The following is a 13,040-nucleotide window of genomic DNA, read 5'->3' as shown; positions in this document are numbered from 1 at the left end:
AAACGTAATCTCAGGTTGTAAGCGTTTATGCAATATTCAACATATGCACGTCCAGCTGTGCTGGCGTTAATTCTGGCTGGCGTATCCGGTGTGGCTTATTCGGCCCAGAGCGACCGGGTGAAACCGAATCTTCTTATCGTGGATAACACGCTGTCGCAAACGCAATTAACGGCGAGCGAAAATGCGGCCGTTACGTATGCCACGTTCTGGGATACCGGCAAAGAGTCTCTGGCGCGGGAAGCGCTGGCGGTTAATTTTGTGGATAAAACCCCACCGGAAGGCCGTAAACAGGGGCCAGAGGGCGCCATTATGGCCTCGAGGGCATTTCGCACCGCGGTGCCGGATTTACGCTGCGAGGTGGAACAAATGATCGTTACGGGGAATCGTGTCGTGTCCCATTTGCATTTCCACGGTCATTTCAGCGGGACATTTGGCAAAATAAAAGGGCAGGGTCAAAACGTTGATTTTATCGCGACGGATATCTATGAGATCGGCAACGGTAAAATAGTGTCCAACTGGCATATTGAAGATAACCTGACGCTGATGAAACAGTTGGGTGTGATTTAAATAATAGTCTGCCTCTTTTTCGTGGTGTAAAAGATAAGCCCGCCCGGGTAACCGAAAGGTTACCCGGAGCGTATAACCCCCCGTAATGGCGAAGCATGATCCTGATGAAACCTACAGCCCCAGGTCGCTCAGTGAAGGGTGGTCATCAGGACGTCTGCCCAGCGGCCAGTGAAACAGGCGCTCAGACGCTTTTATCGGCATATCGTTGATGCAGGCGAAGCGGCGCTTCATCAGACCATCCGGCTCGAATTCCCAGTTTTCATTACCGTAAGACCGATACCAGTTGCCTGAATCATCATGCCATTCATAGGCATAGCGCACGGCGATACGGTTTTCCGTAAATGCCCACAGCTCTTTGATCAGACGATAATCCAGCTCTTTTTTCCATTTGCGCTCCAGGAATGCCTGCGCTTCCTGACGGTTGGTGGCAAACTCCGCGCGGTTTCGCCACTGGGTATCCAGCGAATAGGCAAGTGCGATTTTGGCCGGGTCGCGACTGTTCCAGCCATCTTCTGCCAGTCTGACTTTTTCGATGGCACTTTCACGCGTAAAAGGCGGTAAAGGGGGGCGTGTGTTCATTTCGGCTACCTCTGGTTGGTATTAGGTAGACAGGTCTGTCTACTGGTGTTAATCTAGGCCTGAAAATTAACGCTGTCAACCTGTCAATTGAGGCCGTCGATCTGTGAATACAGTCAACTTGAATAACGATAAAATAATCAGTGTGAGGGAAAAAATATTGCTTACCGCGCACGATCTGTTTTATTCCAGCGGATTTAAAGCAACGGGCGTGGATACCATTATCAAGCAGGCTAGAGTCACTAAAGTGACGTTTTATCGCCATTTTCCTGGGAAAAGTTTACTGATTGTTGCCTATCTCCACTATCGACACGAAATATGGATTGACTGGTTTGAAAGCACGCTGCGTCGACATCTTGCTGCGGGCAAAACCCCGGCCAATGCATTATCTGACACGCTATATGAATGGTTTATTTCGCCGTTATTCCATGGGTGCGCCTTTATTAATGCCAGCGCAGAAGCAAAATCTGAAGAAAATGAACGCGAAATAAAAGATATTTGCCGCAATCATAAAACCGAAACAAAGGCAAAAATAGCGTCCCTGACCGGCATAACCGATGAGAAAACCGTTAATGAAATCATGATGCTGATCGACGGTGCGATTATTCATGCGCAAATGGGGATCGCAGCGGATGAGGTCATAAGCTCATTGAAAAAGGGAGTAGAACGGCTAACAGAAAACGCCGCCTGAACCGGGGCACGATCGGTCGTCGACGAAATACGCTTAGCATGGAAGGGCTGGCGCTGAGCCTGGCAGTGAATGCCAGGCTCCTGCCTTTAGTCATCATCTTCTGCCCGTTCCGCCATCGCCAGCGAGCTGGCACTGGCCGGATCAAACAGGGAAATACTCTCGATCTGATTCAGCATGATCACCTTTCTGAAGTCCATCGCACTTCCGGGTTCTGAATCCAGAGTAATGTCGTGGCGGGCATACCATTTGCTGTAATTATTTTCGATGCAAATCCGCATTGTCTTTTCATCACGATAGCCGCTTAGCATGGGGATCAGCACGATATTGGCGGTTTTTTCATACTCAAGCGTTGCGGTGTGGATCATGCCGACATAAATCCGTCTCGAGCGCAGCGTCACCTGCGCCAGCTCCCCTTGCTCCATACACTGATACAGCAGTTGTTCGATACCGCTCGACTGCGCGAGACGTTTGTAGAGCTTCTTCCTGCCTTCACCGTCCAGCCTGGCGCTGCCTGCCCAGTTAGAACGATAAAGACAAAACAGAATGGCGAAGGCCAGCATGACGACGACCGGCGCCTGAATACCTAAAAAGCTCCAGTTCATAAAATCTATTTGCCAGTCGGCATAGGTTTGCGCCGTGAAGTGGAAGGTGTTATCGGCGGCAGAAAGTGCATAGAGCAACAGCCAGAGCAGCCCCGTGGCGATCACCCCTTGCAGAACGAAGATACAGCCATACAGGGCAACGAGAAAATAGACATCCCAGCCGAAAGATCGCTTGATTTTAAAACGGGTCGACAGGTCACGGCTGGTGTACCAGTACCCACAGACCATCAGCACCATAAAGATAGCCGTTCCCATATCAGGCCCTCTTCAGCGCGTTAACATGACGCAGGAAATCCTGTCGCACCTCGTTGCTCTTGTAGTTCACCGAGGCGTTCCCGTCCTGGTCGATGATGATGCGATCGCCATCCTCCACGGCTTCGATAATTTCCTGCTGGCTCATCACCTGGAGCAATGATTCCGGACTGGAGAAAAGTGACAGAAAGAAACGTTTCATCGCGGGGTTTCCTCATCCTTATGATTAAAAAGGATAAGTCTGGAAGAAGAAGGGGAAATGCGCCTTAAGGTAAAACTGAAAAGCAAAACGGGAAACAGGTGCGTTAGAAAATGTTCTGAAAAAAAGCATCGGCAACACAGGTGTAACTTTTTGAAAAATAATATAAATAAAAAATAGTTGCACACAAACTTGGACAAATAACGTTAATTGTGTAAGTTTTAATTATGCGATTACGCCACGTTGTTTACCGCCAGGATGTGACCCATGAGCACTTTGCCCTCTGTCGTGAGTCGGTTTGTTGAGTACTACACCGCACTGGATAGCCAGCCGCCCTCAGCGCTGGTCGGGCTTTATCATTCGGATGCCACGCTTATCGATCCGTTCGGCGAGCATGACGGGATTTTCGCGCTCCAGCGCTATTTCACCCATTTGCTGGCCAATGTAGAAAATTGCCGTTTTACCATTGATCCTCCGCTGTTCGGTGACCGCCGTTTCGTTGTCACGTGGATAATGCACTGGTCGCATCCGCGCATTGCCGGAGGCGAGCCGCTCGACCTGCCGGGATGTTCGGTGGTGGAGACCGAACATGGGTTGATTACTCGCCAGCGTGACTATTACGACGCCGGAGAGATGATCTACGAACACCTTCCGCTGCTCGGTTGGGCAGTGCGCGGCGTGAAGCGGAGGGTGAACGCATGAGCACGGTTCTGATTACCGGAGCAAGCTCGGGCATCGGCGCCGGGCTGGCGAAATCCTTCGCTGCTGACGGCCACACGGTTATCGCCTGCGGGCGCGATCCGGCGCGTCTGGACGCCCTGCATCAGCACAGCCCCACCATCACGGTTCGCCTGTTCGATATGACAGACAGGGACGCCTGTCGCCAGGCGCTGACGGGCTGCTATGCCGACCTGGTTATTCTCTGCGCCGGTACCTGCGAATACCTTGAGCAGGGCGTGGTGGATGCAGCGCTGGTAGAGCGGGTGATGACCACCAATTTCCTCGGGCCGGTGAACTGTCTGGCCGCGTTACAGCCGCAGCTGGTTTCAGGCAATCGCGTGGTGCTGGTCAGCTCCATGGCGCACTGGCTGACGTTCCCGCGCGCAGAGGCTTACGGCGCGTCCAAAGCGGCGTTGAGCTGGTTTGCCGACAGTCTGCGGCTCGACTGGGAGCCGAAAGGGATCGCCGTGACGGTGGTATTCCCGGGCTTCGTTGATACGCCGCTGACGCGAAAAAATGACTTTGCCATGCCGGGCAGGGTGAGCGTTGAGGAGGCCGTGCAGGCCATTCGGACCGGGCTGGCGAAAGGGAAAATGCAAATTGCGTTTCCGGTGGGGTTTGGCCTTATCTTGCGGTTGCTCTCAGGGCTTCCCGCGTTTCTTCAGCGCACACTGCTGCGCAGGATGGTGCGTTCATGAAGATTGCCATTATCGGCAGCGGCATCGCCGGGTTGACCTGTGCCTGGCGTCTTGCCGGTCATCATGAGGTGACGCTGTTCGAAGCGGGGGCCACTCCCGGCGGGCATACCGCGACGGTTGACGTGCCGACGCCACAGGGCACTTTCGCCATCGATACCGGTTTTATCGTCTACAACGACCGTACCTACCCACGATTTATGGGCCTGCTGAGCGAGCTGGGTATCAGTGGCCAAAAGACGCAGATGAGCTTTTCGGTGCATAACCCGCAAACCGGGCTGGAGTACAACGGACACACCCTGACCTCGTTATTTGCTCAGCGTCGAAACCTGGTGAACCCGTCGTTCTGGCGGCTGCTCGGAGAGATTGTCCGCTTTAATCGCCTGGCGAAACAGGCGCTGGAGAGCGAGCCAGACCCGCACGCGACGCTGCAGACGTTTCTGGACAGGCACCGCTTTACGCCGTTTTTCGCACGTCACTACATTCTGCCGATGGGGGCGGCCATCTGGTCATCGTCGTTGCAGGAGATGAAACGTTTTCCGTTGCCGCTCTTTTTGCGTTTCTTTGACAATCACGGCCTGCTGGATGTGACGCATCGTCCGCAGTGGTACGTCGTGCCCGGAGGTTCGCGGGAATACATCCGCGCCATGATGGATAAACTCGGTGACCGCCTGACGCTGCACCTCAACGCCCCGGTGCAGCGGGTGATTCGTCAGCAGAATGGGGTAACGATCCAGCTCGACAACGCGAGCCACAGCGTTGATCAGGTGATTTTTGCCTGTCACTCCGGGCAGGCGCTGGCGATGCTTGACGCGCCGAGCGCGGCTGAGCAGGACGTGCTGGGCGATATCGGCTGGCAGCGTAATGAGGTGGTGCTTCACAGCGATCCGCGCTGGCTACCGGTACGTCAGCGTGCCTGGGCGAGCTGGAACTACCGTCTGAGCCAGCAGGATCAGGCCAGCGCCTGCGTCACCTACAACATGAATATTTTGCAGGGGTTGCCTGCGGGTAGCCCGCTGTTCTGCGTCACCCTTAATCCGGACATCCCCGTGGATGAACGCTTCGTTCTGAAACGCTTTGTCTATGAACACCCGCTGTTTAACCCCAAAAGCTGGCGTGCACAGGCGCGTCGCGGTGAGATTAACGGCCACCAGCGTAGCTGGTTCTGCGGCGCTTACTGGTACAACGGCTTTCATGAAGATGGCGTGCGCAGTGCGCTGGACGTGGTGAATGCGATAGCCGCCGGGGAGGGGAACTGAAATGAACAGCTGCCTCTATCACGGTGTCTTACGCCATCGTCGCTTCCGGCCGAAAGCGCACCAGTTCCGCTACAGCGTCTTTATGGCCTGGCTCGATCTCGATGAGCTGGAGACGTTGCCCGCGGTCGGGGTCCGTCGCAATCGTGTTGCCGCTGCTTCGTTCCATGATGCGGATTATCCGCTGGGCACGCCGCTTAAAGAGAACGTCCTCACCAGGCTTGAAAGCCTGACCGGAGAACGGCCGCAGGGGCGGGTTATGCTCCTGACGCAGCTGCGCTACTTCGGATTCCATTTTAATCCGGTCAACTTTTACTACTGCTATGACCGGGCGGAGACGCTGCGCTGGGTGCTGGCGGAAGTTCGCAATACCCCATGGAATGAGCGTCATTACTACGCGGTGAATGGGCAGGATGCGCGTCCCACAGAAAAAGCGTTTCATGTTTCCCCTTTTAACCCGATGGACATGGTTTACCACTGGCGCTTTAACCCGCCTGACGACTCGTTGCATATGCACATCGAAAACCATCAGGAAACGAAGGTGTTTGACGCCACGCTGGCGCTACGCCGGGAGCCGCTTACCCGGGCAGCACTGCGGTCGCTGCTGCTGCGCATTCCACTGATGACCCTCAAAACCGTTTTCGCTATTTACTGGCAGGCGCTGCGGCTGTGGCTCAAGCGCGTGCCGCTGTATAACCATCCCGTCAGCAGGAGTGAACGCTCATGACCGATCCCGTCTTTGCGCTTGAACCCGATATCCCGCGCAACGTCCGCATCGCGCGCTGGCTGCTGTTTCGTCTGTTAAGCGGTATCCGCGGCGGCTCGCTGACCCTGTGTGAGGGTGCGCAGACGTTCCATTTCGGCGAGACATCCGCTGCGCTGCATGCTGACGTTCAGATCCTGAGCCCGGGCGTGTACTGGCGTGTCTTAACGGGGGGCAGCCTTGCCGCCGCTGAGGCCTGGATGGATGGCGAATGGGAAACCACACAGCTCACGCCATTGCTTGAGATCCTGGCGCTTAACGGGCAGGTGCTTGGCCGGCTGGAAAAGGGATTTCGTCTGTTCAGCAGGCCGCTTGAACGGCTTCGCCACTGGACGCGGCGAAACTCACGCGCCCAGGCCCGCGAAAATATTGCCGCGCATTACGATCTGGGTAACACCTTCTATGCCCATTTTCTGGACAACGAGTTGCTTTACTCCAGTGCGCTGTTCACCGCAGATGAGCAGGATCTCACGGCGGCTCAACAGGCCAAAATGGCTCGCCTGTGCGATCAGCTGGCGCTGAACGCCAATGATCACCTGCTGGAAATTGGTACCGGCTGGGGCGCGATGGCGGAATATGCCGCCCGTCATTATGGCTGTCGGGTGACCACCACGACGCTGTCGCAGGAGCAGTATCTCTGGGCGAAAGAACGGATTGCCCGCGCCGGGTTGCAGGATCGCGTTGAGGTACTGCTGTGCGATTACCGCGATCTCACCGGAGAGTACGACAAGCTGGTCTCGATAGAGATGATTGAGGCCGTGGGGCAGCGCTATCTGCCAACCTTCTTCCGCACCTGTCAGGCCAGGCTGCGACCGGGAGGTCGTATGGCAATACAGGCCATCACCATTCAGGACCAGCGCTATCGCGACTACAGCAAAAGCGTCGACTTTATCCAGCGCTACATTTTCCCCGGCGGTTTTTTACCAAGCATCACCGCCATGAATGAGCTTATGACGCGCCACACCGATTTCGTGATGCGCAATCTCTTTGATATGGGGCCCGACTATGCCCGCACGCTGGCTCTCTGGCGCCAGCGCTTCGTGCATGCATGGCAGGAGATTGAAAAGCTCGGGTTCGATGAGCGGTTTCGTCGGATGTGGCTGTACTACCTCGGCTACTGCGAAGCCGGGTTTAACGCCCGCACCATCAGCGTGGTGCAGCTGACCGCCGAGCGCGTATGAAACATTATTTGCAGGTCTTTCTGCTGGCTATCGCGTTCGATTTTTACTGGGCGCTGGTGGTGCTCTTTCGCGAGCAGGGCCTGATTATCTGGATCGTGCTGGCGGTTGTGGCCTGCCTGCTGTTGCCGTCCGCGTACCGACTTTACGCCATTGCGCTGGCCGCGGCAGGGAGCCTGCTGGATGCGCTCTGGGCGTTGACGGGCCTGATTGCGTTTACGGGTGAGTCACTGATGCCGCTGTGGATGGTGGCACTGTGGCTGATGTTCGCCACTGTCTGGACTCAGCTGACGCGCACAACAACATTACCCGGCTGGCTGCTGACCCTGCTGGCAACCGTGGGCGGGCCTGTCGCCTATCTGATTGGCGAACGGCTTGGCGCCATTACTTTTCTGGAGCCGACCTTTATTGTCATCAGCTGGATGGCACCGGGCTGGCTGGTATTGATGCTGTTTTTCCATCTGCTGGTGGGGAGACAAAAATGAGAGCTGCGGCACTGCTTCTCTTACTGATAATCCTGTCCCCCATGGCTCAGGCTGCCGACTGGCTGACCTGGCGCAAGGTCGGTGACGCCACGCTGACCTGGGGGCCGTTCACCGTCTATACCTCACAGCTTCGCACGCCGGAGGGGCGTTACAGCGGGGAGAACGGGGATCGGGCGTTGATCATCACTTACGCGCGTGAAATCGACCGTGAAGACCTGGTTGAGGCAACGCGCGATCAGTGGCAGGCGCAGGGGATCCTCGAGCAGGAGCCCCAAAGCGAAGCCTGGCTGCGTATGCTCCAGTCGCTCTGGCCCGATGTTGGGCCGGGCAGCCAGCTGGCGTTTGTGGTCACCGACAGGCAGGGGCAGTTCTGGTACCGCGCTTCGGCGGCGCAGAAAAACTTTATTCCACTGGGACCACGTCAGTCCGCCGCGTTCAGCACGCGCTTTCTGGCAATCTGGCTCAGTCCCCGCACGCAATATCCCGCGCTGCGTCAGCAGCTGACAGGAGGGCAACAATGAAACGTATTCTGGTCATCGCGCTGGCGGTAACGATGCTGCTGGCCGGCTGCAGTACAGAGGTGACGGAATACCGTCAGCAGCAGCCGAAGCTGGATATCTTCCGCTATTTTCAGGGGAAAACCGAAGCGTGGGGCATGGTGCAGGATCGCAGCGGGAAACAGTTGCGCCGGTTTCACGTTGAGATTGCCGGGGACGTTATCGGCGATACGCTGACGCTCAATGAACATTTCGTCTATGACGACGGCGAAAAGCAGCAGCGGGTATGGCATATCCGACGGATGGGGGGCGATCGCTACGAAGGCACGGCAGGGGATATCGAAGGGGTGGCCACCGGGCAGGCGGCGGGAAACGCCTTCAACTGGCATTACAGCATGCAGGTGAAAGCCAATGGCAGCACCTGGCTGCTGCACTTTGACGACTGGATGTACCTGCAGGATGAAACCCATCTGTTCAATAAAACAGAGCTGAAGAAACTGGGCGTCACCGTCGCCACGGTGACGCTGTTCTTTACCCGCAAGGCGTGACGTTACTCGCTCCCGGGCGCCGGTTCGGCGGGGGTTTTGCTGCTAAGGTAGATGAAGATCAGCGCAATGGCCAGGCAGACGATGGCCCCGAGACGGCTTAGCGAAAACGGAATGACGGCGTTACCCAGCCAGCCAAAGCTGTCAATCAACATGCTCATGGTGAGCTGGCCGAAGATCACCGCGACCGTGGCAACGGCGGTACCGATACGTTGTACCGCCAGTACCATTATCACAATGTAGGGCACGCCGAACAGGGCACCGAGCAGCTGCCATTTGGGCACGTCCATCAGGGTAACGGCCTGTTTGGGTTCAAAGAAGAAGATCAGCAGGGCGGTGACCAGCGCACCAACGGAAAACGTCAGAAACGCGCTTTTAAAGACGCCCACGCTGCTTCCCAGCTGTCCGTTGATGGCGGCCTGGATGCTCAGCGTCGCACCGCCACACACTGCCAACATAATCATAATCAGTGTCATTTTGTTACCCCTGTGCAACCAGAACCAGCGCGGCAATGATGAAAAGCAGCGCGATGATGCGTTTACCGTTAATCTTTCTGGGCGTGGTGCCCAGCAACCCATAGTGGTCAATGATAAGACTCTTAAAGACCTGACCTGCCAGAATGCCAATCATCGTCAGGGCAATGCCGATGGCCGGCGTGGCGAGGGTCAAAATGACGACGTAAACGGGCCCGAGTACGCCGCCGAGCAGTTGCCATGCGGGCTGCGCGAAAAACGACGGGCTGTTACGCGGGCTGAAAAACAGCATCAGCAGAAACGTCAGCGCGGCACCTGTACCGAAAATACTGAACGTGGCCCATAAATCGCCGACTTCCCCACCCAGTGGCCCCAGCAAGCCAGCCTCTATGGAGAGGCCCATGCCGCCGAGAATAACCAGTAAAATTAACATCCATTGCATATTCATTATCTCTACGTTCTGAAGGCGAAACAGACTAGCCCTGAACATCGATGAGAAAAATGCCATAATGCAGGAAACACCTTTGCAGGAAATGCACTAATGGTTGATGCCGGAAATATGAACATCCGCTCGCTGCGGGTTTTTATTGCGGTTTACGAAGCGCAAAACTTTTCTGTGGTCGCCCGGCGGGAGGGGATGTCTGCCTCGCAGGTTTCACGCGTTATCCATCAGCTTGAGGATGCGCTCGGCCAGCAGCTTTTCTATCGTAATACCCGGGCGGTGATCCCAACGGAAAGCGGCCACCTTTTTATCCGCTACGCCAGAGCGATGGTGGAAAGCCTGGAGGAGGCGCGTCGGGAGCTGGATGAGCGTTCGACGGAGCCTTCCGGCACGCTGCGCATTAATGGCCCGGTGTACTTTGGGCAGCGACACGTTGCCCCTGGCCTGCCTGCACTGGCGGCGCGGTATCCCCGGCTGAATATAGAACTGACGCTGACCGATGACTTTATCGACCCGCATAAAGATGCCGCCGACGTTATCTTTCGCATCGGGATGCTGACGGATTCAACCTTTCACGCGCGGGTTTTTGGCCAGCAGCGTTACCATCTGGCCGCGTCGCCGGACTATTTGCGAAAACACGGTGTGCCAGACGGGCCGGATGACCTCAGTCGTCACCAGTGCCTGGTCTACCGCGGGTCGTCAGGTCCCAATCGCTGGCTGGTGCGAGGTCAGGGGGAAGCCTGGGTGCATTACCCCGTGGTGCCGCTGATGACCTCCAATAATGCGGAGTCGCTGCTCATTGCCGCGCTGGGCGGGATGGGGATCGTGCTGTTTCCGGACTGGTTGATTGGCGACAGACTGCAGAAGGGGGAACTGGTCGCACTCCTCGCGGAACGGGAGTGCGCCATAAATACCGAGCCGCTGAACATTGCGGCGATCTATCCTCACGCCCGTCATCCGCCCCTGAACGTCAGGGCGGTGATTGATCATTACGTGGCGCTTTTCGGCACCCCGCCTTACTGGCAGACGTAGCGATTACGCGCCGAGTTCTTTACGGATAATGTCGGCGCCGGCGCTCAGGGCGTTGAGCTTTCCGTTGGCTACCTGACGTGAGAGCGGGGCCATCCCGCAGTTTGTTGATGGCCACAGCTTGTCGGCATCGACAAACTGCAGCGCTTTACGCAGCGTATCGGCCACTTCCTCTGGCGTCTCAATGGTATTGGTCGCCACGTCAATGGCACCCACCATCACCTTTTTTCCGCGGATCAGTTCCAGCAGGTCCATCGGTACGCGGGAGTTGTGGCACTCCAGCGAGATGATGTCGATATTGGACGTCTGCAGTTTAGGGAAGGCTTCTTCATACTGCCGCCATTCTGAACCGAGCGTTTTTTTCCAGTCGGTATTGGCTTTGATGCCATACCCGTAGCAGATATGGACCGCGGTCTGGCAGCGCAGACCTTCGATGGCGCGTTCCAGCGCGGCAATTCCCCAGTCGTTCACCTCATCAAAAAACACGTTAAAGGCCGGTTCATCAAACTGGATGATATCAACGCCTGCCGCTTCTAACTCCCTCGCTTCCTGGTTGAGAATTTTGGCAAATTCCCAGGCCAGCTTTTCACGGCTTTTATAGTGAGCGTCATAGAGGGTGTCGATCATGGTCATCGGGCCGGGCAGAGCCCACTTGATCGGTTTATCCGTGAGCTGGCGTAAATACTTTGCATCATCAACGAACACCGGTTTTTGACGCGCGACGGCATCCACCACGGTCGGCACGCTTGCGTCATAGCGGTTACGAATTCGCACGGTCTGGCGGTTCTCAAAATCAACGCCGCTGAGGTGTTCAATAAAGGTGGTGACGAAGTGCTGACGAGTCTGTTCCCCGTCGCTGACAATATCAATGCCCGCACGGATCTGCTCATCCAGAGATAAACGCAGCGCATCCTGTTTACCGGCAAGTAATTCCTGATCCTGCAATTTCCATGGCGACCAGAGCGTTTCGGGTTGCGCAAGCCAGGTTGGCTTAGGCAAACTGCCAGCCGTTGAAGTCGGGAGCAATGTTTTCATAGTAGAAGACCTTTATTATCGATTAATTAAAGCGTGTTGTGACCTGACCACTGCTCAAGAAGAGGTTTATAGGGCTTGATGAAATACGCTTCCGTAAATTTGCCCTGTTCAATTGCCAGCCGGCTGCGTTCTTCGCGGTCATAAACAATTTTTGTTAATGAATGATCCTCATGATTCAGATCGGGCTGGTAGCATTCTCCGGCGGTTGAGTTCGCATTGTAAATTTCAGGACGATAAATTTTCTGGAAAGTCTCCATGGTGCTGATGGTGCTAATCAACTCCAGGTTGGTGTAATCCCGTAATAAATCGCCGGTGAAATAAAACGCAAACGGTGCTGCGCTATTCTCAGGCATAAAGTAACGAACCTGCAGACCCATTTTCCCGAAGTACTGCTCGGTTAAGGATGTACCGTCCGGACGATACTCGATGCCCAGCACTGGGTGCTGGTTGCCCGTGCGGCGGTAGGTGTCTTTGCTGGAGACGCTCAGGCAGATCACCGGTGCCTTTTTGAAGTTCTCTTTGTATTCAGGTGAGTTAACGAAATGCCGGAAAATAGTGCCGTGCAGCTCACCAAAATTATCCGGGATCGCGAAGCGGGACTGATTTTTATTGTGCTCCGGCAGCAAGACGCTGAAATCATAATCGCGGACATAGGACGAGAAATTATTTCCAACGATACCGTCGATGCGCTCATGGGTCTTTTTATCAACGATCGTTGTCTGCAATATTTCGATAGCCGGGAAGGGCTTCTCAGCGCCGATATGCAAATCCACAGAAATAATGTCCAGTTCGAGCGCATAGCGATCGGCTTTTGGGTTATCCCAGCGCGCTAACGCGTTAAAACGGTTATTCATCATCACCAGCGTATTACGCAGGTTTTGCTGGCGTTTTTCGCCACGGGCCAGGTTGGCGAAGTTGGTGGTGGTACGCGTATTTTCTGAAGGGTTATAATTTTCATCAAAGCAACTACGCTTAAGGCTAAATGTAAAAGCATTACTCATCGTCGTTATACATCCTAAGTTCTTGTTGCTAAGA

The 13,040-nt window shown here is 55.4% G+C and carries 18 protein-coding genes; 11 read left to right on the top strand and 7 right to left on the bottom strand.

Translation table 11 applies throughout. The annotated features are described in order from the left end of the window. The first annotated feature begins 27 nt into the window (after positions 1 to 27). On the top strand, positions 28 to 567 hold the full coding sequence (locus AB6731_RS05470) for an ester cyclase (protein WP_371005998.1): 540 nt from the start codon (positions 28 to 30) through the stop codon (positions 565 to 567). A 111-nt stretch (positions 568 to 678) separates the two neighbouring features. Here the strand turns inward: AB6731_RS05470 and AB6731_RS05465 are convergent, their stop codons facing one another. Next, a complete protein-coding gene (locus AB6731_RS05465; RefSeq protein WP_014169951.1) occupies positions 679 to 1,146 on the bottom strand; it encodes a DUF1348 family protein in 468 nt (155 codons plus the stop codon). A 103-nt stretch (positions 1,147 to 1,249) separates the two neighbouring features. On the opposite strand from AB6731_RS05465, the gene AB6731_RS05460 reads away from it, so the two are divergent. Further along, the gene (locus AB6731_RS05460) at positions 1,250 to 1,834 is read left to right on the top strand and encodes a TetR/AcrR family transcriptional regulator (RefSeq protein WP_138613926.1); all 585 of its coding nucleotides are present in this window, start codon (positions 1,250 to 1,252) and stop codon (positions 1,832 to 1,834) included. A gap of 86 nt (positions 1,835 to 1,920) precedes the next feature. On the opposite strand, the gene AB6731_RS05455 is transcribed toward AB6731_RS05460, so the two are convergent. Continuing rightward, a complete protein-coding gene (locus AB6731_RS05455; RefSeq protein ID WP_047744605.1) occupies positions 1,921 to 2,691 on the bottom strand; it encodes a hypothetical protein in 771 nt (256 codons plus the stop codon). 1 nt (position 2,692) lies between these two features. Continuing rightward, complete coding sequence (locus tag AB6731_RS05450; RefSeq protein ID WP_008502331.1) at positions 2,693 to 2,890, bottom strand: hypothetical protein; 198 nt, start codon at positions 2,888 to 2,890, stop codon at positions 2,693 to 2,695. 264 nt (positions 2,891 to 3,154) lie between these two features. Here AB6731_RS05450 and AB6731_RS05445 point away from each other — a divergent pair, with 264 nt between their 5' ends. Genes AB6731_RS05445 through AB6731_RS05410 form a run of 8 tightly spaced genes read left to right on the top strand, consistent with a single transcriptional unit; the run spans position 3,155 to position 9,029 of the window. Then, positions 3,155 to 3,589 (top strand): nuclear transport factor 2 family protein, encoded by a 435-nt coding sequence (locus AB6731_RS05445; protein WP_014169955.1) that lies wholly within the window; start codon positions 3,155 to 3,157, stop codon positions 3,587 to 3,589. Beyond that, positions 3,586 to 4,305, top strand: coding sequence for an SDR family NAD(P)-dependent oxidoreductase (locus AB6731_RS05440; RefSeq protein ID WP_047744606.1), 720 nt, complete (start codon positions 3,586 to 3,588; stop codon positions 4,303 to 4,305). The genes AB6731_RS05445 and AB6731_RS05440 overlap by 4 nt, the downstream gene beginning before the upstream one ends. After that, positions 4,302 to 5,561, top strand: a complete 1,260-nt coding sequence (locus tag AB6731_RS05435; protein WP_047744607.1) for an NAD(P)/FAD-dependent oxidoreductase — start codon at positions 4,302 to 4,304, stop codon at positions 5,559 to 5,561. The genes AB6731_RS05440 and AB6731_RS05435 overlap by 4 nt, the downstream gene beginning before the upstream one ends. 1 nt (position 5,562) lies before the next feature. Then, the gene (locus AB6731_RS05430; RefSeq protein ID WP_163304828.1) at positions 5,563 to 6,285 is read left to right on the top strand and encodes a DUF1365 domain-containing protein; all 723 of its coding nucleotides are present in this window, start codon (positions 5,563 to 5,565) and stop codon (positions 6,283 to 6,285) included. Continuing rightward, entirely contained in the window at positions 6,282 to 7,502 is a 1,221-nt protein-coding gene (locus AB6731_RS05425) for a class I SAM-dependent methyltransferase (protein ID WP_371005996.1), read from the top strand. Before AB6731_RS05430 ends, AB6731_RS05425 begins: the two co-directional genes overlap by 4 nt. Further along, positions 7,499 to 7,984, top strand: coding sequence for a DUF2878 domain-containing protein (locus AB6731_RS05420; RefSeq protein ID WP_040017417.1), 486 nt, complete (start codon positions 7,499 to 7,501; stop codon positions 7,982 to 7,984). Before AB6731_RS05425 ends, AB6731_RS05420 begins: the two co-directional genes overlap by 4 nt. After that, on the top strand, positions 7,981 to 8,505 hold the full coding sequence (locus tag AB6731_RS05415; RefSeq protein ID WP_371005994.1) for a hypothetical protein: 525 nt from the start codon (positions 7,981 to 7,983) through the stop codon (positions 8,503 to 8,505). Before AB6731_RS05420 ends, AB6731_RS05415 begins: the two co-directional genes overlap by 4 nt. Next, entirely contained in the window at positions 8,502 to 9,029 is a 528-nt protein-coding gene (locus AB6731_RS05410; protein WP_032681071.1) for a DUF3833 domain-containing protein, read from the top strand. Before AB6731_RS05415 ends, AB6731_RS05410 begins: the two co-directional genes overlap by 4 nt. A gap of 2 nt (positions 9,030 to 9,031) precedes the next feature. Here the strand turns inward: AB6731_RS05410 and AB6731_RS05405 are convergent, their stop codons facing one another. Both AB6731_RS05405 and AB6731_RS05400 read right to left on the bottom strand, forming a co-directional pair. After that, the gene (locus tag AB6731_RS05405; protein ID WP_032681070.1) at positions 9,032 to 9,502 is read right to left on the bottom strand and encodes a DMT family transporter; all 471 of its coding nucleotides are present in this window, start codon (positions 9,500 to 9,502) and stop codon (positions 9,032 to 9,034) included. Between the two features lie 4 nt (positions 9,503 to 9,506). Next, complete coding sequence (locus tag AB6731_RS05400; protein WP_182268556.1) at positions 9,507 to 9,941, bottom strand: DMT family transporter; 435 nt, start codon at positions 9,939 to 9,941, stop codon at positions 9,507 to 9,509. 99 nt (positions 9,942 to 10,040) lie between these two features. On the opposite strand from AB6731_RS05400, the gene AB6731_RS05395 reads away from it, so the two are divergent. Then, positions 10,041 to 10,973, top strand: coding sequence for a LysR family transcriptional regulator (locus tag AB6731_RS05395; RefSeq protein WP_063156018.1), 933 nt, complete (start codon positions 10,041 to 10,043; stop codon positions 10,971 to 10,973). Positions 10,974 to 10,976: 3 nt separating this feature from the next. On the opposite strand, the gene AB6731_RS05390 is transcribed toward AB6731_RS05395, so the two are convergent. Beyond that, complete coding sequence (locus AB6731_RS05390; RefSeq protein ID WP_025204256.1) at positions 10,977 to 12,005, bottom strand: methionine synthase; 1,029 nt, start codon at positions 12,003 to 12,005, stop codon at positions 10,977 to 10,979. A 26-nt stretch (positions 12,006 to 12,031) separates the two neighbouring features. Continuing rightward, on the bottom strand, positions 12,032 to 13,006 hold the full coding sequence (locus AB6731_RS05385) for a DUF1852 domain-containing protein (protein WP_014169967.1): 975 nt from the start codon (positions 13,004 to 13,006) through the stop codon (positions 12,032 to 12,034). Positions 13,007 to 13,040 lie beyond the last annotated feature (34 nt).

The sequence above is a fragment of the Enterobacter sp. RCC_40 genome (assembly GCF_041360735.1).
GTDB classification, from domain to species: Bacteria; Pseudomonadota; Gammaproteobacteria; order Enterobacterales; family Enterobacteriaceae; genus Enterobacter; species Enterobacter ludwigii.
This window is presented reverse-complemented; position numbering and strand designations above follow the sequence as displayed.

Bases quoted from the DNA above. Each gene is read 5' to 3' on its own strand.
- AB6731_RS05470 (WP_371005998.1), top strand. From the start codon at position 28: ATGCAATATTCAACATATGCACGTCCAGCTGTGCTGGCGTTAATTCTG.
- AB6731_RS05465 (WP_014169951.1), bottom strand. From the start codon at position 1,146: ATGAACACACGCCCCCCTTTACCGCCTTTTACGCGTGAAAGTGCCATC.
- AB6731_RS05455 (WP_047744605.1), bottom strand. From the start codon at position 2,691: ATGGGAACGGCTATCTTTATGGTGCTGATGGTCTGTGGGTACTGGTAC.
- AB6731_RS05450 (WP_008502331.1), bottom strand. From the start codon at position 2,890: ATGAAACGTTTCTTTCTGTCACTTTTCTCCAGTCCGGAATCATTGCTC.
- AB6731_RS05445 (WP_014169955.1), top strand. From the start codon at position 3,155: ATGAGCACTTTGCCCTCTGTCGTGAGTCGGTTTGTTGAGTACTACACC.
- AB6731_RS05440 (WP_047744606.1), top strand. From the start codon at position 3,586: ATGAGCACGGTTCTGATTACCGGAGCAAGCTCGGGCATCGGCGCCGGG.
- AB6731_RS05435 (WP_047744607.1), top strand. From the start codon at position 4,302: ATGAAGATTGCCATTATCGGCAGCGGCATCGCCGGGTTGACCTGTGCC.
- AB6731_RS05430 (WP_163304828.1), top strand. From the start codon at position 5,563: ATGAACAGCTGCCTCTATCACGGTGTCTTACGCCATCGTCGCTTCCGG.
- AB6731_RS05425 (WP_371005996.1), top strand. From the start codon at position 6,282: ATGACCGATCCCGTCTTTGCGCTTGAACCCGATATCCCGCGCAACGTC.
- AB6731_RS05420 (WP_040017417.1), top strand. From the start codon at position 7,499: ATGAAACATTATTTGCAGGTCTTTCTGCTGGCTATCGCGTTCGATTTT.
- AB6731_RS05415 (WP_371005994.1), top strand. From the start codon at position 7,981: ATGAGAGCTGCGGCACTGCTTCTCTTACTGATAATCCTGTCCCCCATG.
- AB6731_RS05410 (WP_032681071.1), top strand. From the start codon at position 8,502: ATGAAACGTATTCTGGTCATCGCGCTGGCGGTAACGATGCTGCTGGCC.
- AB6731_RS05405 (WP_032681070.1), bottom strand. From the start codon at position 9,502: ATGACACTGATTATGATTATGTTGGCAGTGTGTGGCGGTGCGACGCTG.
- AB6731_RS05400 (WP_182268556.1), bottom strand. From the start codon at position 9,941: ATGCAATGGATGTTAATTTTACTGGTTATTCTCGGCGGCATGGGCCTC.
- AB6731_RS05395 (WP_063156018.1), top strand. From the start codon at position 10,041: ATGGTTGATGCCGGAAATATGAACATCCGCTCGCTGCGGGTTTTTATT.
- AB6731_RS05390 (WP_025204256.1), bottom strand. From the start codon at position 12,005: ATGAAAACATTGCTCCCGACTTCAACGGCTGGCAGTTTGCCTAAGCCA.
- AB6731_RS05385 (WP_014169967.1), bottom strand. From the start codon at position 13,006: ATGAGTAATGCTTTTACATTTAGCCTTAAGCGTAGTTGCTTTGATGAA.